This window comes from Leifsonia soli, from assembly GCF_013408745.1.
Lineage (GTDB): Bacteria > Actinomycetota > Actinomycetes > Actinomycetales > Microbacteriaceae > Leifsonia > Leifsonia soli.
Genome location: NZ_JACCBJ010000001.1, coordinates 3,256,068 through 3,275,040, shown reverse-complemented (window position 1 = coordinate 3,275,040; position 18,973 = coordinate 3,256,068). Strand labels below are relative to the sequence as shown.

24 protein-coding genes are annotated in these 18,973 nt (G+C 71.8%); 8 read left to right on the top strand and 16 right to left on the bottom strand.

Annotation, left to right across the window (positions count from 1 at the left end; genetic code table 11):
• Positions 1-203: 203 nt before the first annotated feature.
• Positions 204-1,589 carry a GH1 family beta-glucosidase gene (locus BJ963_RS15910; protein ID WP_179457496.1) on the top strand — a complete coding sequence of 462 codons (1,386 nt, stop codon included), beginning with the start codon at positions 204-206 and terminating at the stop codon, positions 1,587-1,589.
• 32 nt (positions 1,590-1,621) lie between these two features.
• Here the strand turns inward: BJ963_RS15910 and BJ963_RS15905 are convergent, their stop codons facing one another.
• Positions 1,622-1,888 (bottom strand): DUF3072 domain-containing protein, encoded by a 267-nt coding sequence (locus BJ963_RS15905; protein WP_179457495.1) that lies wholly within the window; start codon positions 1,886-1,888, stop codon positions 1,622-1,624.
• Positions 1,889-2,017: 129 nt separating this feature from the next.
• On the opposite strand from BJ963_RS15905, the gene BJ963_RS15900 reads away from it, so the two are divergent.
• Positions 2,018-2,215 (top strand): hypothetical protein, encoded by a 198-nt coding sequence (locus BJ963_RS15900; protein ID WP_179457494.1) that lies wholly within the window; start codon positions 2,018-2,020, stop codon positions 2,213-2,215.
• A 15-nt stretch (positions 2,216-2,230) separates the two neighbouring features.
• Here the strand turns inward: BJ963_RS15900 and BJ963_RS15895 are convergent, their stop codons facing one another.
• The 3 genes from BJ963_RS15895 to BJ963_RS15885 form a co-directional block, all read right to left on the bottom strand.
• Entirely contained in the window at positions 2,231-2,761 is a 531-nt protein-coding gene (locus tag BJ963_RS15895; protein WP_179457493.1) for a hypothetical protein, read from the bottom strand.
• 35 nt (positions 2,762-2,796) lie between these two features.
• Positions 2,797-3,072 carry a hypothetical protein gene (locus BJ963_RS15890; RefSeq protein ID WP_179457492.1) on the bottom strand — a complete coding sequence of 92 codons (276 nt, stop codon included), beginning with the start codon at positions 3,070-3,072 and terminating at the stop codon, positions 2,797-2,799.
• 85 nt (positions 3,073-3,157) lie between these two features.
• Positions 3,158-4,132 (bottom strand): DMT family transporter, encoded by a 975-nt coding sequence (locus tag BJ963_RS15885; protein ID WP_179457491.1) that lies wholly within the window; start codon positions 4,130-4,132, stop codon positions 3,158-3,160.
• Between the two features lie 70 nt (positions 4,133-4,202).
• On the opposite strand from BJ963_RS15885, the gene BJ963_RS15880 reads away from it, so the two are divergent.
• Complete coding sequence (locus BJ963_RS15880) at positions 4,203-4,757, top strand: CGNR zinc finger domain-containing protein (RefSeq protein WP_179457490.1); 555 nt, start codon at positions 4,203-4,205, stop codon at positions 4,755-4,757.
• Between the two features lie 9 nt (positions 4,758-4,766).
• Here BJ963_RS15880 and BJ963_RS15875 read toward each other — a convergent pair whose 3' ends face one another.
• Positions 4,767-6,086 carry an NtaA/DmoA family FMN-dependent monooxygenase gene (locus tag BJ963_RS15875; protein WP_089915407.1) on the bottom strand — a complete coding sequence of 440 codons (1,320 nt, stop codon included), beginning with the start codon at positions 6,084-6,086 and terminating at the stop codon, positions 4,767-4,769.
• Positions 6,087-6,093: 7 nt separating this feature from the next.
• On the bottom strand, positions 6,094-7,440 hold the full coding sequence (locus BJ963_RS15870) for an O-acetylhomoserine aminocarboxypropyltransferase/cysteine synthase family protein (RefSeq protein WP_179457489.1): 1,347 nt from the start codon (positions 7,438-7,440) through the stop codon (positions 6,094-6,096).
• A 149-nt stretch (positions 7,441-7,589) separates the two neighbouring features.
• Between BJ963_RS15870 and BJ963_RS15865 the strand changes: the two genes are divergently transcribed.
• Positions 7,590-9,482, top strand: a complete 1,893-nt coding sequence (locus BJ963_RS15865) for an FAD-dependent monooxygenase (RefSeq protein WP_179457488.1) — start codon at positions 7,590-7,592, stop codon at positions 9,480-9,482.
• A gap of 83 nt (positions 9,483-9,565) precedes the next feature.
• On the opposite strand, the gene BJ963_RS15860 is transcribed toward BJ963_RS15865, so the two are convergent.
• Together BJ963_RS15860 and BJ963_RS15855 are read right to left on the bottom strand one after the other, a co-directional pair.
• Positions 9,566-10,243 carry an IclR family transcriptional regulator gene (locus tag BJ963_RS15860; protein WP_172824360.1) on the bottom strand — a complete coding sequence of 226 codons (678 nt, stop codon included), beginning with the start codon at positions 10,241-10,243 and terminating at the stop codon, positions 9,566-9,568.
• Positions 10,244-10,299: 56 nt separating this feature from the next.
• On the bottom strand, positions 10,300-11,493 hold the full coding sequence (locus BJ963_RS15855) for an alpha/beta fold hydrolase (RefSeq protein ID WP_343037303.1): 1,194 nt from the start codon (positions 11,491-11,493) through the stop codon (positions 10,300-10,302).
• Positions 11,494-11,601: 108 nt separating this feature from the next.
• Between BJ963_RS15855 and BJ963_RS15850 the strand changes: the two genes are divergently transcribed.
• Complete coding sequence (locus BJ963_RS15850) at positions 11,602-12,162, top strand: ATP-dependent Clp protease proteolytic subunit (protein WP_089915417.1); 561 nt, start codon at positions 11,602-11,604, stop codon at positions 12,160-12,162.
• A 22-nt stretch (positions 12,163-12,184) separates the two neighbouring features.
• Here BJ963_RS15850 and BJ963_RS15845 read toward each other — a convergent pair whose 3' ends face one another.
• Positions 12,185-12,658 carry a hypothetical protein gene (locus BJ963_RS15845; RefSeq protein ID WP_179457486.1) on the bottom strand — a complete coding sequence of 158 codons (474 nt, stop codon included), beginning with the start codon at positions 12,656-12,658 and terminating at the stop codon, positions 12,185-12,187.
• A gap of 225 nt (positions 12,659-12,883) precedes the next feature.
• Here BJ963_RS15845 and BJ963_RS15840 point away from each other — a divergent pair, with 225 nt between their 5' ends.
• Both BJ963_RS15840 and BJ963_RS15835 read left to right on the top strand, forming a co-directional pair.
• Positions 12,884-13,909 carry a glycoside hydrolase family 6 protein gene (locus BJ963_RS15840; protein ID WP_179457485.1) on the top strand — a complete coding sequence of 342 codons (1,026 nt, stop codon included), beginning with the start codon at positions 12,884-12,886 and terminating at the stop codon, positions 13,907-13,909.
• On the top strand, positions 13,906-14,352 hold the full coding sequence (locus tag BJ963_RS15835) for a hypothetical protein (protein WP_179457484.1): 447 nt from the start codon (positions 13,906-13,908) through the stop codon (positions 14,350-14,352). Before BJ963_RS15840 ends, BJ963_RS15835 begins: the two co-directional genes overlap by 4 nt.
• Here the strand turns inward: BJ963_RS15835 and BJ963_RS15830 are convergent.
• The 3 genes from BJ963_RS15830 to BJ963_RS15820 are packed head-to-tail and all read right to left on the bottom strand — an operon-like array spanning position 14,349 to position 16,176.
• Positions 14,349-15,227 carry an alpha/beta fold hydrolase gene (locus tag BJ963_RS15830; RefSeq protein ID WP_089915427.1) on the bottom strand — a complete coding sequence of 293 codons (879 nt, stop codon included), beginning with the start codon at positions 15,225-15,227 and terminating at the stop codon, positions 14,349-14,351. The two genes, BJ963_RS15835 and BJ963_RS15830, sit on opposite strands and share 4 nt — an antisense overlap.
• A gap of 47 nt (positions 15,228-15,274) precedes the next feature.
• Positions 15,275-15,904, bottom strand: coding sequence for an HAD-IA family hydrolase (locus BJ963_RS15825; protein ID WP_343037302.1), 630 nt, complete (start codon positions 15,902-15,904; stop codon positions 15,275-15,277).
• Between the two features lie 56 nt (positions 15,905-15,960).
• Entirely contained in the window at positions 15,961-16,176 is a 216-nt protein-coding gene (locus BJ963_RS15820; protein ID WP_246298082.1) for a hypothetical protein, read from the bottom strand.
• A gap of 85 nt (positions 16,177-16,261) precedes the next feature.
• Here BJ963_RS15820 and BJ963_RS15815 point away from each other — a divergent pair, with 85 nt between their 5' ends.
• On the top strand, positions 16,262-17,212 hold the full coding sequence (locus BJ963_RS15815) for a helix-turn-helix domain-containing protein (RefSeq protein WP_089915433.1): 951 nt from the start codon (positions 16,262-16,264) through the stop codon (positions 17,210-17,212).
• On the opposite strand, the gene BJ963_RS15810 is transcribed toward BJ963_RS15815, so the two are convergent.
• From BJ963_RS15810 to BJ963_RS15795, 4 genes are all read right to left on the bottom strand, one after another.
• Complete coding sequence (locus BJ963_RS15810; RefSeq protein WP_179457483.1) at positions 17,185-17,502, bottom strand: hypothetical protein; 318 nt, start codon at positions 17,500-17,502, stop codon at positions 17,185-17,187. The genes BJ963_RS15815 and BJ963_RS15810 overlap by 28 nt on opposite strands.
• Before the next feature lie 120 nt (positions 17,503-17,622).
• Entirely contained in the window at positions 17,623-17,796 is a 174-nt protein-coding gene (locus tag BJ963_RS15805) for a CsbD family protein (RefSeq protein WP_018189266.1), read from the bottom strand.
• A 90-nt stretch (positions 17,797-17,886) separates the two neighbouring features.
• The gene (locus BJ963_RS15800) at positions 17,887-18,285 is read right to left on the bottom strand and encodes a MarR family winged helix-turn-helix transcriptional regulator (RefSeq protein WP_246298081.1); all 399 of its coding nucleotides are present in this window, start codon (positions 18,283-18,285) and stop codon (positions 17,887-17,889) included.
• A 111-nt stretch (positions 18,286-18,396) separates the two neighbouring features.
• Positions 18,397-18,951: a MarR family winged helix-turn-helix transcriptional regulator gene (locus BJ963_RS15795; protein WP_179457482.1), complete on the bottom strand. Its 555-nt coding sequence runs from the start codon at positions 18,949-18,951 to the stop codon at positions 18,397-18,399.
• Positions 18,952-18,973 lie beyond the last annotated feature (22 nt).

Here is an 18,973-nt window from a genome sequence, read left to right as displayed (position 1 = left end):
GTGAAGACCCCGCCTGCCGGGGCCCAAGTGCATCCTGTCCCGTGCGCGCTCCGTGCGGACAGGCCCAAAGTCCCGACCGACCGGACCGGATGTCCGGAGATCGTCTCGCGATACTCTCGTGAAGCAGCATCTACAGGGACGACTCCCTCCCTGTACGCGAACGGCGACGGCGACTGGCTCGCCCCCGCGAAGGAGCACTGACCATGCGCAGGAGCGACCTGCCCGACGATTTCGTCATCGGGACAGCCACGGCCTCGTACCAGATCGAAGGCGCCACGCACGAGGATGGCCGTGGTGAGAGCATCTGGGACACGTTCGCGCGTGTTCCCGGTGCCATCGCCGACGGCAGCACCGGTGACGTGGCCGACGACCACTACCACCGCTCGGCGGAGGACGTCTCCCTCATCGGCGACCTGGGCTTTGACGCGTACCGGTTCTCGATCGCCTGGCCGCGCATCCAGCCGAACGGGAGCGGGTCGCCGAATCGCGCGGGCGTCGACTTCTACCGGCGGCTGGCGGAGTCGCTGCTGCAGCGCGGCGTCACGCCGTGGGCGACCCTCTACCACTGGGATCTGCCGCAGGCGCTCGAGGACCGCGGCGGCTGGATGCACCGCGACACCGCGTTCCGCTTCGCCGACTACGCCGCGCACGTCGCCGACCAGCTCGGCGACCTCGTGTCCGACTGGATCACGCTGAACGAGCCGTGGTGCTCGTCGTTCCTCGGCTACGCGAGCGGCTACCACGCGCCGGGCAGCAGGGTCGGCTCGCGCGCGGCGCACGCCGCCCATCACCTCCTGCTGGGTCACGGCCACGCGCTGGAGGCGCTGCGGGCGACCGACTCGGCGGCCCGTGTCGGCACCACCCTGAATCTCTCCTCGGTGCAGCCGGCCGGCGACAGCGAGGGCGACGCGGATGCCGCGCGCCGGATCGACGGACTCAGCAACCGCCTCTTCCTCGACCCCGTGCTCCGCGGCGCGTACCCGGCCGACGTGCTCGACGACCTCGGCGAGACGGCCTGGTTCGCCGAGAACGCGACGGACGACGACCTGAAGCGCATCTCCGCGCCGATCGACTTCCTCGGCATCAACTACTACAGCAGGCACACCGTCGCCTCCGGGTCGGCACCCGCCGCCGGCGCCCCGGCGAGCGCCTACCCCGGCAGCGAGCACGTCCGCTTCGTGAAGACGGGCGCACCGGTCACCCAGATGGGCTGGGAGATCCACCCGGACGGGATGGTCGACGTGCTCCGTCAGGCCAACGCGCTCGCCCCCGAGCTCCCGCTGTACATCACCGAGAACGGCGCGGCCTACCCCGACCGGGTGGACGCCGACGGCGGGATCGACGACCCGCAGCGCGCCGAGTACCTGGAGGCGCACCTCGAGGCCGCCCGGGATGCGGTGGCCGAGGGCCTGCCGCTCCGCGGCTACTTCATCTGGTCGCTCATGGACAACTGGGAGTGGGCGTGGGGGTACTCGCGCCGGTTCGGCATCGTCCACGTCGACTACGAGACGCAGAAGCGCACGCCGAAGCGGAGCGCCCGCTGGGTGGCGGACTTCCTGCGGGATGCGGTTCCGGCCGGGCGCGCCTGACGGTCCGGGACGTCACGCACCTCCGGGCGCGATCAGCCCTGGCCGCGCCCGGTCTTCTGCTGCAGGCGGTCGATGTGCTCGGACGCCTGCGCCTTCGTGAGGTCGGCGGGGATCTCCTCGCCGGCCTCGCGGGCGAGGGTGTCGAGGTAGCTGCGCTGCGAGGCGGTCATCGGCTCGTCGCCGGTGACCCACTCCGACGGGTCCTTGCTGGCCGGGTTCTCGTCGTCTCCGCGGCGGGCGCCGAGCACGTCGTCGGCGGAGCCGGCGCTGGCGGTGCTGATGTCTTCACTGTCGGTCATGCGGCAGACAGTACGCCGCGGCCCCGACACCGCAGCCGGGTTGACGGAACGCCCGATTGCCACCGCATTCCCGGATGGCGTAGCGTGCGGCTGGATCGGCTCGCCGACGAGCCGGGGAAGAAGGCTCCCATGCTGGTCACGGGTTCGTCTCAGGGGGGATTCGCCGAGGCTCTCGAGGACGCGATGTCGCAGCAGCCGACGCGGCGAGACATCCCGCGCCGCTATGAGATCGTCCGCGCCTGGGTGGATGCGGGCGGCATCGCCGGCCTCTGGTACCGATGCGATGTGGCGGTCACCGGCCCGGACGTGCCGGACAGCGACGACTGACGGCGGGCGCGGCGCTCAGCGCCGGAGGACGCTCGGCCGCGGCAGGCCGAGCTCCTCGATGAGGTCGCCGAGCATCCGATCGAGCTCGAACCCGGCCTGGGTGACCTTGTTGTTGCCGAAGCTCCCGAGGCGGCTGCTCGGCTGGTCGACGCTGAGCACGGTGCCTCCGGTACGGCTCGCGTGCAGTTCGACGCGGATCGGCGTGTAGAGCAGCGTCCCGGCGTCATGGCGGAACATGCGGGCGGCGGTCGCATAGTCGCCGATCAGGTAGACGGCGCTCGCGATGTCGGCGCCGCCGACGCGCATCACCGGCGTCGGGTGGTCGGTCCAGAACCGCACGAACCGGTGGATGCCCGGCCCCGCCGTCTCCAGCGTCAGCCGCCTCCAGTCGGCGCCCGACGACAGCAGTTCGCGCAGGCGCGTAACATCCAGCGGCGGAACCTCGGCCTCGAACGCGCGGCGGAGCGTCCCGAAGGCGACCGCCGCCTCCAGCTCGATGCGCTGCACGGAGACGGGGACGATGCGCTCGGTCGCGGGAAGGGCCATCAGGCCATTCTCGCCCTGCGGGCGGCCCGTCCCGGTCAGCCCAGCCCGGTCACGCCCCGCTTCGGCGGGACCTGCGGCAGGTCGGCGGATGAGCCGCCATCCCCGAGCGCTGCGACGTACGCCCGTTCGCGCTCCAGGGTGTCGGTCTCCCGCCGGCCGTAGCGTGCCGGATCGGGACGCTCGGCGTCCTGCTCGACCGTCAGCAGGCCGTCCGGGTCCTTCGCATCGCGGACTCCTGTCAGTCGCATGCCGATGGTCGACGTGTCGTCGTCGTGCCCTCGTCGGTCCGGGTCGCCGCTCGTCGCATCCATGTCCTCCACGATGGGCGCGCCCGAGAGGATAGACAAGGGGGTCGGACCGGTTTCGTGGAGCGCAGGGTGAAGCGGAGCGGGTCGGTCAGCTCAGCGGAAGGGTGCTCTCACGCCGCTCGCTGCGAGCGCTCCGCGGCACCCGGGGCACCGCATCCCCGCGATCGGCGCGGACCAGTGCGATGCCGGCCAGGATGAGCAGGCCGCCGAGCAGCTGGAGGGCATCGAGCTGCTCGCCCAGCAGCAGCCAGGCGTACAGGGTCGCGGAGACGACCTCCAGCAGGCCGGCGAACGACGCCAGCCGCGATCCGAGCAGCTCGGTCGCCGTGATGCTGGCGGCGTAGGCGAACGCCGTCGCGATGACGCCGACGACGAGCAGCGGCACCCACCACGCGGTCGGACGGCCGAACAGCGGCACGTCGGCGAAGCTCACGGTGACCGGGAGCAGCCCGGTCGCGCCGACGATACCGAGGGCGACGGCCCCGAGCAGCAGACCGCCGGAGGCGAGCGCGACGGAAGGCAGGCCGTCGCTCGGCCGGGCGGCGATGACGTAGAACGCGGCGCATCCGACCATCGCGAGCACCGCCAGCAGCAGCCCGAGTGGATCCGGAGCTCCCGCGCCGCCGGGCGAGACCACGAGCACGAGGCCCGCGACGGCCACCGCCGATCCGGCGAGCACCACGACGCGCGGCACCCTCCGGGTCTGCGCCCACACGACCGCCACCAGCAGGACAGGCGCCAGGTACTCGACGAGGATCCCGGTGCTCACCGGGATGCGCTGGATCGCCCCGAAGTACAGCACCTGGGTTCCGGCCACACCGACCAGCGCCATCCCGAGCAGCCGCCAGCGGCCCCGCCAGACCGCGCCCCAGCGGCCGCGGACGGAGGGGAGCGCGAAGGGCAGCAGCACGACCCCGCCGATGGCCGCGCGGGCGGTCACGGCCGCGACGGGTGACCAGCCGCTCTCGAGCAGCGGCTTGATGAGGGCGCCCGACATCCCGAACAAGGCCGCAGCGAGCACCGCGATGAGGAGGCCTGCCGTTGCGGGGTGGCGCTGCTTCATATGATTCACCTGTCAGGATCGAATGCGATGATGGTCCTGACGCTAGTCGTGAAGTGAGTAAGGAGTCAACTTGCATTTTGCCCCTGACACCGTGGATGCGCTCGAGTTCGCCGTCGCACTCACCGACACCGACCCCGGAGCCACACGCAGCGGCGAGGACGAGCTGGCGACGATCGAGCAGCTCGCCGCCCTCCTGAAGGAGAACCGTTACTCCGGCCGCGTCGACGGGGACGAGGCCGAGCTGCGGGAGGTGCGCGCGACGCGCGAGCGCCTGAAGCGCACCTGGTCCCTCGACCGAGACGCCGCGGCCCTCGAGGTCAATGCGATGCTGGCGGAAGCCCGCGCCCTCCCCTACCTCATGCGCCACGACGGCTTCGACTGGCACCTGCACGCCACGGCACAGGATGCACCCTTGGCCGAGCGCATCCGCGTCGAGGTCGCGCTCGCTCTCGTCGACGTCATCCGTTCCGGTGAGACCGACCGGCTCCGCGTCTGCGCGGCCGACGACTGCACCGGGCTGGTGCTCGACCTCTCCCGCAACGGATCGAAGCGCTTCTGCAGCGTCCGCTGCGGCAATCGCGTGAACATGATCGCGTTCCGCGCCAGGAAGGAGCTCGCGGACTAACCCGTCGCGTCAGAAGTCGGACAGGTTGCCCCGGATGCCGCCGTTCCCGTACTCGGTGCGCAGGATGCCGCGGCGCCGCAGCACCGGGACCAGCTCGTCGAGGTAGCGGTGCAGCGTCACCGGGTGCAGGTCGCCCGAGAAGATGAAGCCGTCGTTGTCGGCCTCCTCCCCGATCTCCTCGATGAAGTCGGCGATCTGCTCGGCCGTTCCCACGAATCCCGCACGGTCGGCGATGCGTCCCTTGACCACCTTGGGCGCGATCAGCTCGCGCAGGGTGACGCCGCCGCGGATGCCCTGCTTGCCGAACAGTCCCTTGATGCTCCCCTGCGACACGTGGTCGCCGAACACCGACACGTCGAACGGCTCATCGAGCGAGAGCACGGTCAGGTCGGTCTCCAGGTCGCTCGACTGCCCGGCCAGCGCGCGGTACAGCTCCTCGTCGGTGGGATGCTTCGACGCCTCGACGACACGCCGCGCCTCCTCGTCGCTCGACACGACCTCCGGCTTGAAGACGAACAGGACCTTGATCGAGTCGGGGGTGCGCCCGGCCGCGATCGCCGCCTCGCGCACCTTCGTGCGGTAGTCGCGGATGCTCTGGGCATCCAGCGGGGCGAGAGCGAGCTGCACCTCCGAGTGGGTGCCGGCGAAGGCGATGCCGCGCGGCGAGCCGCCCGGCGACACGATCGCGGGGTCCCCGTCCGTGAACGGCACCGCGTTGAGGGGACCGGCCACCCGGAAGTACTCGCCCTCGTGCTGGAAGCCCCGGATCTTCGACCCGTCGGCGAAGTGCCGTGTCGCGGCGTCCTGCACGAGCGCACCGTCGTCCCAGCTGTGCCACAGGCGGCGGATGACGGTCAGCCACTCCTCGGCGCGGTCGTACGCGGCGTCGTGCGAGAGCGGCGGGAGGCCGAGGTGGCGGGCGCTGCCCACGTCGGTGACGACGTTCACGCCGAGGCGGTGGCCGCTCAGGTGGTGGAGGGTCGCGAACTGCCGCGCCGCCACGTACGGAGGGTAGGCGCCGGCGTTGATGGTCGGGGCGACACCGAGGTGCCGCGTCGCATCCAGCAGGTACGGCGAGAGGATGAGCGGGTCGTGCTTCGGGCCGCCGTAGGCCTCGCGCACACGCAGGTCGACGGTCTCCGGGAAGCCCAGCGAGAGGGCGTCCTCGATGATGACGAGGTCGAGTCCCGCCTGCTCGAGCTCACGGGCGGACTGCTGGTAGAGGTCCGGGCGCGTCCAGTCGTAGCCCCACTCCCAGTACGGGTGCCCCCAGCCCTGAGGGCCGAACCCGCGGCTGAAGAACCAGCCGAAGTGCTGCAGTCGTGCCATGGTCCGCCTACCTCCCCGCCGTGGCGGCCAGCGCCGCCGGAATCGGCTCCGCAGCCGCATCGGACACCACCACATCGGTCGCCGCGACCGCCGCGATGCCGCGCGCGAGGTCGGCGATGAGGTCGTCCGGATCCTCCAGGCCGATCGAGAGCCGCAGCAGGCCCGGACCGATGCCGGTGCCCTCACGGACCTCCCGGGGCAGGTGCGCGTGCGTCGTCGATGCGGGGTGGAGGATGAGCGACCGCACGTCGCCGATGTGCGTCATCCGGCTGAACAGCTCGACGGCGTCGTAGAACCGTTCGGCCGCGGCGGCCCCACCGGAGAGCGTGAACCCGAGCACCGCGCCCTGCCCGCGCGTTAGGTACCGCTGGGCGAGGGGATGCGAGGGGTGCGACGGCAGACCCGCGTAGTCCACGCCGGACACCTCGGGCTGGGCCTCCAGCCAGCGGGCGACGGCGAGCGCCGTGTCCGACTGCCGCTGCACCCGCAGCGAGAGGGTCTCGATGCCCTGCTGGATGAGGAAGGCGTTCAGCGGCGACAGCACCGGCCCGAACAGCGACGCGACGACCGACCTGGTGAAGGCGGTGTACGCGGCAGCGCCGTGCACATCCACGTAGCTCGCGCCGTCCAGCCACTCGTCCGGTCCGGTCAGGTGAGCGAACGGCGAGGCCGCCCAGTCGTAGCTCCCCTGGTCGACGACCAGTCCGCCGAGCGTGGAGCCGTGGCCGCCGAGGTACTTGCTGGCGGAGTGGACGACGATGTCGGCGCCGTGGTCACCCGGCCGCAGCAGGTAGGGGGTGGCGAGCGTGTTGTCGACCACGAAAGGGATGCCGTTCTCGTGCGCGACGGTGGCGACGCCCGCGATGTCGAGGATCTCCGTGCCGGGGTTCGCGATGGACTCCCCGAACAGCACCCGGGTGGTGGGCCGGATGCGCCGCCGCCACTCCGCGAGGTCGGCGGGGTCGTCGACGAACTCGATCTCGACCCCGAGCCTGCGCAGACCGTTCTCGAACAGCCCCCGCGTGCCCGAGTAGACGCTCTGGGCCGACAGGATGTGGTCGCCGGCCTGCACGAGCCCGAGCAGCGCGACCGTGAGGGCCGCCTGGCCGCTGCCGACCGCGATCGCCTCGCGCCCGCGCTCCAGGGCGGCGACGCGCCGTTCCAGCGCGGCGGTCGTCGGGTTGCCGGAACGGCTGTAGGTGTAGCCGGGCTCGGCGCCGCCGAAACGGCCCTCGGCCTGGGCGAAGCTGTCGAACTCGAACCCCGCGGTGAGGTAGATGGGCGTGACCCGGGCGCCGTGGGCGGCATCGCGGGCCTCTCCCGCGTGCACCTGGGCTGTGCTGAACTCCGACATGCCCCTATGGTGCGGCACGGCCCCTCCCGAAGGGCCTTCTGTTGCACAAAGCTACGCGGCGCAGCCATTTCGGAATGAGGTACTCTGGGTGCGCGATATGCGAACACGGCGTTCGCATAATGAACGACTTACGACGAAGTGAGGTTCTCGTGCAGTTCCACCACCACGGCTACGTCTCGGGCGACCCGCGCATCCAGGAGCCGGCCGGCACCGGGATCGACCGCCCGGCCGAGCTGCCCGACGAGATGGACGTGCTCATCGTCGGCACCGGCCCGGCGGGCATGATCGCCGCAGCGCAGCTCTCCCAGTTCCCGAACGTCACGACGCGGATCGTCGAGCGCCGGCCCGGGCGGCTCGCGATCGGGCAGGCCGACGGCATCCAGGCCCGCAGCGTCGAGACCTTCCAGGCCTTCGGCTTCGCCGAGCGGATCATCGCGGAGGCGTACCGGATCACCGAGATGGCCTTCTGGAAACCCGACCCTGCCGACCCGTCGCGCATCGTGCGCACCGCGCGGCCGGTCGACGACCCCACCGGCGTCAGCGAGTTCCCCCACCTGATCGTCAACCAGGCCCGCGTGCTCGACTACTTCGCCGAGGTGATGGCGAACTCGCCCGCGCGGATGACGCCGGACTACGGCCATGAGCTGGTGCGGCTCGAGGTCGGCGACGGCGAGCATCCCGTCGCCGTCACCCTGCGCCGGACGGCGGGACCGGACGAGGGCGCCGAGCGCGTCGTGCACGCGAAGTACGTCATCGGAGCCGACGGAGCGCGCAGCATGGTCCGCGAGGCGATCGGCTGCCACCTCGCCGGCGACCAGGCCAATCACGCGTGGGGGGTGATGGACGTGCTGGCGGTCACCGACTTCCCCGACATCCGGACGAAGTGCTCGATCCAGTCGGAGGCGGGCAACATCCTGCTCATCCCGCGCGAAGGCGGCTACCTGTTCCGGATGTACGTCGACCTCGGCGAGGTCGCGCCCGACGACAAGGGCGCCGTGCGGGCGACCTCCATCGAGCAGATCATCGAGCGGGCGAACCGCATCCTCCACCCGTACACGCTGGACGTGCGGAACGTCGCCTGGCACAGCGTGTACGAGGTCGGCCACCGGCTGACCGACCGCTTCGACGACGTACGGCCGGAGGAGCTCGGGATGCGCACGCCGCGGGTCTTCATCACCGGTGACGCCTGCCACACGCACAGTGCGAAGGCCGGCCAGGGCATGAACGTGTCGATGCAGGACGGCTTCAACATCGGCTGGAAGCTCGGGCATGTGCTCGACGGCCGGAGCCCGGAGAGCCTGCTCGCGACCTACTCCGCCGAGCGGCAGGTGGTGGCGAAGGACCTCATCGACTTCGACAAGCAGTGGTCGACGCTGATGGCGAAGAAGCCGGAGGAGTTCGAGAGCCCGTCGGAGCTGGAGGACTTCTACGTCCGCACCGCCGAGTTCCCCGCCGGCTTCATGACCCAGTACGCGCCCTCCCTCATCGTCGGGGAGCAGAGCCACCAGGAGCTCGCGACGGGCTTCCCGGTCGGCAAGCGCTTCAAGTCGGCTGGGGTGAAGCGAGTCTGCGACGGCAATCCGGTGCACCTCGGGCACCACGCGCGCGCCGACGGCCGGTGGCGCATCTACGTCTTCGCCGACGCCGCCAGGGCCGGAGAGCCTTCGGCGGTCGCCGACCTCGCGGCGTGGCTCTCGGAGTCTCCCGACTCGCCGCTCGCCGCGACGCCCGCTGGGGCGGATCCGGACGCGTGGTTCGACGTCAAGGTGATCTACCAGCAGGACCACACGGCCGTCGACCTCGGCGTCGTCCCCGACCTGTTCCTCCCCCGGGTCGGACCGTTCGGGCTGATCGACTACGAGAAGGTCTACGCGGCCGACCCGGCCGACGACATCTTCGCGGTCCGCGGGATCGACCGAGGCGGCGCGATCGTCGTCGTCCGCCCCGATCAGTACGTCTCGGCCATACTCCCCCTGTCCGCCACCGCCGAACTCGCCGTATTCTTCCGCCCCATCCTCCTCACCCGAACCCTCACCGCCTGACCCCCACCACCGTCGAGTCCGCACAAATTGCACACGAAACGCCGCGCGGGCGTGCAAAGTTTGTGGACTCGACGGTGGGTGGGTCAGCGCAGGTCGGCCTCGATGGCGGCGGCGGCGGTCCGCAGGCGCGCGCCGATCGCGGCGGCGTCCACGTCGTTCGCGACGTAGACCACGGCGAGCGCCGCCACGGGCTGGCCGGGGGCGACGACCGGCACGGCGATGGATGCGAGTCCGGCGATCACCTCGTCGTGACTGGTGGCGTAACCGCGGCGCTGCGCCAGCGCGGCGGCCTCGCGGGGATGCTCCCCCGGCAGCGCCCGCCACTGCGCCTCCGTCAGGGCCGACTGGATCGCGATCCCCGGGGCGCCGGAGGCGAGGGGATGCCGCGTCCCCGGCCGCTGCGCCACGGTGGCGTGCGCGTGCGACGGCTCCACCGTCACCAGGGTGACCACGTCATGGCGGTCGAGCACGGCGAGGAAGGCCGTCATCGTGAGCTCGTTGGCGACGGCCGTCAGCTGCGGAAGGGCCGCCGACTGCAGGTCGCGCGACACCGATCGGGCGAGGCTGGCCATCCGCGGCCCGAGCTCGACCGCACCGGCGGCGTCGCGCACCACCAGTCCGTGGTCCTCCAGCGTGCGGAGGATGCGGTACGTGATCGAGCGGTGCAGGCCCAGCCGCGCCGCGATCACCGGGATGCTGAGGGGCTCGCCCGCGTCGGCGAGCAGCTCCAGCGTCCGGATGCCGCGCGAGAGCGTCTGCAGGGGCGGGGTCTGCGGAGCGTCATCGGCGGGAGGCACGTGTTCGATTATAGAAACGTTCACTCGGCAGCGCCGTCGTGGCTGCCGAAGAACCGCAGCACCGCGGGCAGGGCGGTGTTCGCCACCGTTCCGTGCGTCGCGCCCGGGATGGCGTCGTAGACGACGTCCGTACCGCGCTGCTTCTCGCCGGCCACGAATGACGCCGTCGACGCCGGCCGCACCAGCTTGTCGCTGAGCCCCTGCGCCACGAACAGGGGGACGGGGATCGCGGCTGCGCCCGGTGTGTTCGCCGCGAGCAGGCCGGCCCACGGCTCCGTCGTCTCGGGATCGCCCGCCAGGAACCGGCCGACGAGAGGCTGCGCGACGTCGTGCAGTGCCCGGTTCTGGGTGAGCAGGCAGAATCCCGCCATCGTCGGCAGCGCGGCGACGGCGGCGGGAGTGAGGATGGAGTCGAGCGGCGCTCCGTACACGTCCGCGTAGGCGTCGAAGGCGTAAGACGCGATGCTGACCCCGGAGACGTCGCCGATGTCGGCGCGCATCAGCGACGCCAGGTCCGTCGCCGGAGCGGCGACGGCGACCGCCCTCAGGTCGAGCTCCGGCGCGTACTCCTCCCACGACTGCGCGGCGAACAGGGCCGCCTGCCCGCCCTGCGAGTGCCCCCACAACAGGACGCGGCCGCTGGCGGCCGACCCGAGGAAGTCGCGGGCGGCGCGGGCCGCGTCCAGCACGTTGCGCCCCTCGGTGGCGCCGACGAGGTACGAGTTCGGGCCGGGGACACCCATCCCGGTGTAGTCGGTCGACACCACCGCGTAGCCCTGCTTCAGCAGCCCCTGCAGCCCTTCGATCCACACGTAGGGGTCGGCCGATCGCGACGGCGCGCACTTCTCGGCGCTGCCGGTCGTCGGGTGCGTCCACGACACGATGGTCCTGCCGCCGTCGGGCGCCGGCCCGTCCGGCTCCAGCAGCATCCCGCTGTTCAGCACCGGTCGATCGGACAGGTCGGTCGACCGGAACAGGATGCGCCACGCCGTCGCCCCGAACGGACCGCCCGCCGCCAGCTCCGACCGCACGATCTCGCCCGGCGTCCCGGGCGCCGCGGGCGGGTCGTCGTAGAACGCACCGGTGTACGGCCGCGCGGCCAGGTCCTCCTCGCCACGGACCTCCTGCGAGCAGCCGCCGAGGGCCGTGACGGCCAGAACCGCCGCGAGAACACCGCCGACCGCGGTGCGCCATCCGCTCCCCTGCCTCCGCACGGGTCCATGCTGGCACGCCGCACCCGTCATCGGCGCGGTCTGCCCTGCGCAGATTCGCGGCGGGCAGAAGCCGCAGACACCGGGCGACGCGACTCGCACACTGGCCTCATGGACACCGACAAGACCTCTCCCGTTCAGCGGCTGCTCGACGAGCGCATCGTCTTCCTCGGCAGCGAGGTGACCGACGAGGTCGCCAACGACATCTGCGCCCAGCTGCTCCTCCTCGACTCGATCGCGCCCGACCGCGACATCTTCCTGTACATCAACTCCCCGGGCGGATCCGTCACGGCGGGCTTCGCCATCTTCGACACCATGAACTTCGTGAAGGCCGACGTGGCGACGCTCGCGCTCGGCTTCGCCGCCTCCATGGGCCAGTTCCTGCTGTCGTCGGGGAAGCGCGGCAAGCGCTACGCCCTCCCCAACTCCTCCGTGGTCATGCACCAGCCGCACGGCGGCTTCGGCGGCACGTCCGCCGACATCCAGACCCAGGCGAAGCAGATCCTGCACTTCAAACGCCGCATGGCCGAGCTCACCAGCCAGCAGACCGGGCGCCCGGTGGAGCAGATCATCGAGGACGGCGACCGCGACCGCTGGTTCACCGCCGACGAGGCCCGCGACTACGGCTTCGTGGATGAGGTGGTCGGGTCGACGACCGCCCTCAGGCCGTAGCCGCCCTCCAGCCGCAGAGCCGTCAGGCGACGACCGGCTGCCGGGTGTTGACCACGTCCACCCGGGCGTCGATGAACGAGTGCACGCTCTCGTGGATGTGGTACTGCGTGTGCGAGAGGCGCGCGTCCCTGCTGCGCAGCAACGCCCGGGCGGCGGCCCGGCGTCCACGGATCCGCGCGAGGGAGATCGTGGACGCGAGGAGCACGGCGAGGGTGAGGGTCGCGCCTGCGACGTCCATGGCGGCCTGCCAGCCGGGAGCGGTCACGGCGAGGGCGACCGCCCAGCCGGCGCCGATCGCGGCGAGCGCCGCCGCGGAAGTCCACAGCGTCGCACCGGCGAGGCGCAGCGGGTGCGTCGCCAGCAGCGCCCGCGCCTCCGCGTTCTCGCGCTCGTGCTGGCGACGGCGCTCCTTCGCCCAGTGCAGGTCGCGCTCGTGGCGGCGGGCGAGCAGCTGGGCCCGGTCGTGGGCATGGTTGTAGGGCAGGGTGGTGTGCACGATACGTCCTTTGCGCGTTCGGGTTCTCCCGCGGGCCGGTTTCGGGTCGGCTCCCGCGGGGCTCAAGACAGTAACTCGGGTGTGACATCCGCGAGCATAGCCAGAAAGACCGGTCTGTGGGTCGTTTGGAGGACACGGGTCTGTACCCCAATCCGGGCGACACGGATGCGGTCCACCCGGCGCTGTTAGGGTGTGGACTTCCGGGAGTGCGCGGAAGGGGAGCGGATGCGGAAACCGGTCGTCGCAGCAGTCGTGGGGGCGCTCGCCCTCGTCGCGGTCGCCGCGGCCGTCGGGGTCGGCCTGCGGGCTGCGACGCCCCCGCCCGCGGTCAGCGGTCCGACCACCCCGCCGCCGATCACGGACAGCCTGAAGCCCGCGTTCGCGTCACCGCGCCTCTACCTCGATCCGAACACCGAGGCGGCCGCGGCGCAGAAGCGCCTGCTGGCCCAGGGCGACACCGCGGCTGCGGGCGTCGTCGGCCGGATCGCCGCCGTGCCGACGGCCGTCTGGCTGGGCGAGTGGTTCCAGGGCGACCGCCTGGTGACCGAGCTCCGCAACGATGTCGCGGATGCCCGTTCGCAGCAGGCGACGCCGGTGTTCGTCGCCTACGGCATCCCGAACCGCGACTGCGGCGGCTACTCGAAGGGCGGGCTCGCCGCCGACCAGTACCTCCCGTGGATCCGGACCATCGCCTCCACCCTGGAAGGAAGCGGTGCGGTCGTCCTGCTGGAGCCCGACTCGCTGGCCATGCTGTCGTCCGACAAGTGCGCCGGCTCGGCGGAGGTCCGGCTCCCCCTGCTGCGCTCGTCGGTGGGCATCCTCGAAGGCGCGGGCATCGCCACCTACCTCGACGGCGGCAACGCCCGCTGGCTGTCGCCCGACGACCAGGCCGCCTGGTTGAAGCGCGCCGATGTGGAGCAGGCGCACGGCTTCTTCACCAACGTGTCGAACTTCGACACGACCCAGCGCGAACGCGACTACGCGGGCAGGCTGTCGTCGAAAGTCGGCTGGAAGCACTACGTGATCGACGTCTCCCGCAACGGCAACGGATGGACGGGCACGTGGTGCAATCCGCCCGGCGCCGCGCTCGGTCAGGACCCGAAGGTGATGGAGGGCACCGACGGCAAGCTGGATGCGCTGCTCTGGGTGAAGCACCCCGGCGTCAGCGACGGCAGCTGCAACGGCGGGCCCGCCGCGGGCGTCTGGTGGCAGGCCGGAGCGGAGGCGCTCGTGAGCGGCCGCGGCAAGTGACCGCGGACGCCTGCGAGCAGCTGGCCGCGGCGTGCGACCGCCTCGCCGCACGGACCCCATCGCCCAGCCGTTTCCTGCGCGACCTCGGTCACGAGGTCGCGGGCGTCCGGCGCGGTCCGTTCTGGTTCCTCGACGCCGGCAGCGGCGGGTCGAACCGCGTCCGCGGCCGCGGCTTCCGCCGGCACGTCGACGACGGGACCGAGGGGCAGGCGCGCCACTTCGCCGGCATCGTCTCCGTCGCCGCCCGCGTCGGACCGCGCGCCACGCGCTGGCTCTCCATCCACGTCGGCCGGGATGCGCCCGACTCCGCCGACGGCCGGCTCACCGATCTCGCGGTGGACTTCGTGCGGTCCGTCCGCTCGGGCGAGCTGCCGCTCGGCGACGCCGGCGACTGGGTGCGGTCGCGGCTCTGCGCAGGCGCGCCGTCCGTCCGCCGCCGCTAGTCCGTCGACGGCAGGTGCCGCCCTCGGTGGATCTCGTAGAGGCTGGCGTGCCCGGGCGACGCCGGGTCGTCCACGATCGGCCGGTCGGCCATGAACAGCCGGATGATGTGGGCCAGCTCTCCGGGGTGGCTGAAGTTGATGGCGTGCGCCGCCCCCTCGATCCGCACCACCAGCACGTGGTTGTCGGTCGCGGCCGCAACCTCCCGCACCCGGTCCGGGCCGGGCAGCAGCGGGTCGCGGTCGCCGATCACCACCAGAGTCGGGATGCGCAGCTCCAGCAGCCGCTCGAGCGACGGATACGACGTGAGGGCGCTGAACATCTTGAAGGTGCTGGGCACGCCGAAGCGGAGGTAGTCCGGCGTCGCAACCCGCATCATCCTCGGCGGCTCCCGGCCCCCGTCGCGGGTCAGCTGCCCGACGGCGCGCCGCAACGGCCGGTTGTACGCGCCGCCGGCGGGCGAGACGAGCACGGCGCGGTCGATCCGCTCGGGATAGTGATGCGCGAACTCGAGGATGACCGGGCATCCCATCGAGTTGCCGACGAGGGTGACCGTCTCGATGCCGCGATCGTCGAGGAAGCGGGCGGCGTCGCGCGCCAGATCCGGGATGTCGAGGCCCCCCGGCACCTTGCCGCTCCGGCCGAACCCCGGGAGGTCGGGGACGAGGGTGTGGAACTCGTCCGCGAGACGTTCAGCGGTGGGGAGCAGGTAGCGGCCGGACAGGCCGAATCCGTGCACGTGCATCATCGCCGGGGCGTCCGGCGGGGTGGGCGACTCGCGGTAGAACACGTCGACGCCGTCGACGACGGTCCATCGCTCGGAGAGGCTCGAGGCCGGCCGGCGCGGCAGGCGCCGCGGCACGCTCTTGGTGCTCATGGCGCGATCCTGCTCGCCTCATGCGGCCTCGCGCAATGCAGTACTCGTCAGCGAACGGCGGCCCGGAATCCGGCGTAGTCGCCGAGACGGTCGAGGCCGTCGGTGACCGGAGACTCGTGGTGGCCGACCACGACGACGCGGGCCCCGGAGGCGACGGCCGCGGCGATCCCCGCCTCCGCATCCTCGAACACCACGCACTCGTCGATCGGGACGCCGAGCTGCTCCGCGGCGCGGAGGTAGCCCTCGGGATGCGGCTTGCCGCGGGAGACATCCTCCGCCGCGACCAGAACGTCCGGAACGGGGACCCCGGCGGCGCGGAGCCGGGCGACGGCCAGCGCGCGCGGCGCGCTGGTCACCACGGCGACCGGCGCTCCCTGAGCGACGAGGTGCTCGAGGAGCGCGACCGCACCCGGGATCTCGACGATCCCGTCCGTGCGGGTGACCTCCTCGGCTACCAGCCCGCGCACCAGGACGGCCCGCTCGTCCTCCGCCACCCCCGGGAGGAAGTGCCCGACCGTGTCGGCCGCCTGGCGGCCGTGGGCGTACGCGAGCAGCGCGGCCGCATCCACCCCGTGGCGGTCGGCGAAGGCCGTCCAGACGGATTCGACCACCGCCGTCGAGTCGACGAGCGTCCCGTCCATGTCGAACAGGAAGCCGGCCGCCGAGATCTCATCCACTCTCCGAGCTTAGGAGACGGGGCGCCACGGGGTCCCTGGGTGTCCGTGCGCCGGCGTCAGCGGCCCGTCTCGTGGGCCGCGTGGATCGCCCGCAGGTCACCGAGCGCGCGCTCCGTCTCGCGGTCGGCCCGGCCGCCGCGGGCGAGGATCGCCGCGGGCAGCCAGTCGCTGAGCACGAAGCGTCGGCGACGGGGCGGTCGCCCCTCGGTCGTCCGTGCCGGGCGCGCCACCCAGCTGTGTTCCATCCCCTGTGTCCATGTCGTGTTCGCCATGACCTTTACGTTACGGACGTAAAGATACGGACACGAGATGGCTTCAGGTCTATCTTCGCAAAGATTCGGCCACTACACTGACGGCATGATCCGATCCGTCGCGGTGCCCCTCATCGACGACTTCGCCATGTTCGAGTTCGGCGTCGTGTGCGAAGTGTTCGGGCTCGACCGCAGCTATGCCGGGCTCGAGCCGTTCGACTTCCGGGTCTGCTCCATCCAGCCCGGGAGTCCGGTGGCCAGCCCCGTCGGCGTCAGCGTCACCGCTCCCTACGGGCTGGAGGCGATGGACGACGCCGACCTCATCGCCGTCCCCGCAGCCACGATCCGCGAGGAGTACCCGGAGGAGTTCCTGGATGCGCTCCGCCGCGCATACGACCGCGGCGCCATCCTGCTCAGCGTCTGCTCCGGTGCGTTCGCCCTCGGCGCCGCCGGACTCCTCGACGGGCGCGACTGCACCACGCACTGGCGATACTCGGACGAACTGCAGCGCCGCTTCCCGGCCGCCTGCGTCGACCCGGACGTGCTGTTCGTCGACGACGGCCAGATCATCACGAGCGCCGGCACCTCGGCCGGGATCGACGCCAGCCTCCACCTCGTCCGCCGCGAGCTCGGCAGCGCCGTCGCGAACACGATCGCGCGCAACATGGTCGTCCCGCCGCAGCGCGACGGCGGTCAGCGCCAGTACATCGACAAGCCGGTGAGCGACTGCGAGGACGACACGTTCAGCGAGCTCATCGACTACCTGGCCGAGCGCCTCGACGAGACGCACACGGTCGGGAGCCTGGCCGAGCGCACGCACATGTCGACCCGCAGCTTCTCGCGGCGGTTCGTGGCGGAGACGGGCGTGCCCCCGATGCAGTGGCTGACCACCCAGCGCATCCTGCGCGCACGGCTGCTGCTCGAGACGACCGACCTGCCCATCGACGAGGTGGCCCGGCAGTGCGGCTTCGGCAGCGCCACTCTGCTGCGCCACCACTTCGACGCCGAGGTGGGCGTCCCTCCGACGCGCTACCGCGCGGCCTTCGCGCGCGCCTGACGCGCCGGCGGCCGACCGAGCGGGAACGCCCGCCGCGGAGCCGGATGACGCCGCGGCGCGAGGTCGTCGCCCCGGTAATGCCGCAGCAGCCGCCGGTTGCGGAGGGCGAGGTCACCGCACAGGCCGACGGTGACCAGCCCGCAGACGATCACGCCCCACGCGCGCGGATTCTCGCCCTGCGTCGGGATGGCGATCGCGAGGGCGACCGTCGCGATGAGGGCGAGCACGGCGAGCGCCGCCCCGATCCCCTCTCGTCGCGCCGCCCTGGCGCGATCCGCCTGGTCTCCCATGCACCGGAAACTACTCCGCAGATCGGGTGAACAAAAGGCGAAATCCCGCCGACCGGCCGGTGAACACGCCGAAGCCCCCGCCCGGAGGTTCGGGGCGGGGGCTTCGTGGTCGTCGGAGGGTCAGTGCTTGAAGGCGTCCTTGATCTTCTCGCCGGCCTGCTTGACGTCGGCCTTGATCTGGTCGCCCTTGCCTTCGGCCTCGAGCCGCTCGTCGCCGGTGGCCTTACCCGTGGCCTCCTTGGCGTTGCCGCCCAGCTTCTCTCCGGCGTTCTCGATCTTGTCGTCCAGTCCCATGACGTCCCCTTTCGTGGTCCGTTTCGTCTTCGACGCTCCCACCGTTCCGCAGACGGGTCTACCCCCGCCCACAGACCTCCCACGTCACGTTCAGGAGACGCCGTCGCGGTGGTCCAGCGCCTCGAGCGCGGACGACATCCGGCCCAGGAAACCGGTCACGATCTCCGCCTGACGCTCGTCCAGCACGGAGGCGGCCTCGAGCATCCGGCGGTGCATCGCCTCGAGCGTGTGCCTGACCTCCTCGTCCGCGCCGGGGGTCGCGACGATCACCAGGCTGCGCCGGTCCGCGGGATGCGGCCGGCGGCTCACCCACCCGGCCACCGTCAGCCGGTCGAGCATGACGGTGACCGACGACGACTTGAGCTGGAGGTGGGCGCCGAGTTCCGCCGGAGTCGCCGGAGCGCCGTCGTTCTGCCGCTTCATCAGGAACCGCAGCGCACGCAGGTCGTTCTCCCCCATCCGCATCGACTCGCGGGTACGACGGCGCATCGCCTGCTCCGCGGCGCGGTAGTCGCGCAGCGCGTTCAGGACGTCAACGGTATGCGGGTCCGCACGGTCGTACCAGTACCGCCCGCCGGTCTGTTCTTCGATACCCCGATTTTACGTGCTGCTGCGGGTGCGGTCGCCGGAGCGGTTCGGTCCACGCGCCACCTCCGCGGCGTCGATGTGGTCGACGGCTTCGCGCATCCGGCGCAGGAAGTCGATCACCACGGCCGCGTCGGCCGGGTCGAGCGACGCGGCGACGTCGACGAGCTCCTGCCGCATGTCGCCCAGGATCGACCGCTGCAGCTCGTCCTCCGGCACCGTCGGCACCACGATGAGCGCGCGCCGGTCGAACGGACTCGACTGACGCCGGACGTGCCCGGCGCGCTCCAGACGGTCGAGCAGGGCGGTGACCGACGAACTCTGGATGCCGAGGTACTCGGCCAGCTCCTTGGGACCGACCGCGCGGCCCGCCTCCTGCGCTCGAAGCAGGTAGCGCATGGCCGAGACGTCGTTCTCGCTCATCCGCAGCACGCCCTCGGAACGCCGGCGCATGGCCGACTCGGCGGCGCCGTACGCGCGCATCGCCTCGAGCACCTCGATGCCGGGAGCGCGCTGCTGGGCGCGCTCCTCGTACCAGTAGTGCGCCGATCCCTGGGTCTCGGACGTCATGCCCTTAACGATAGAGCACCTA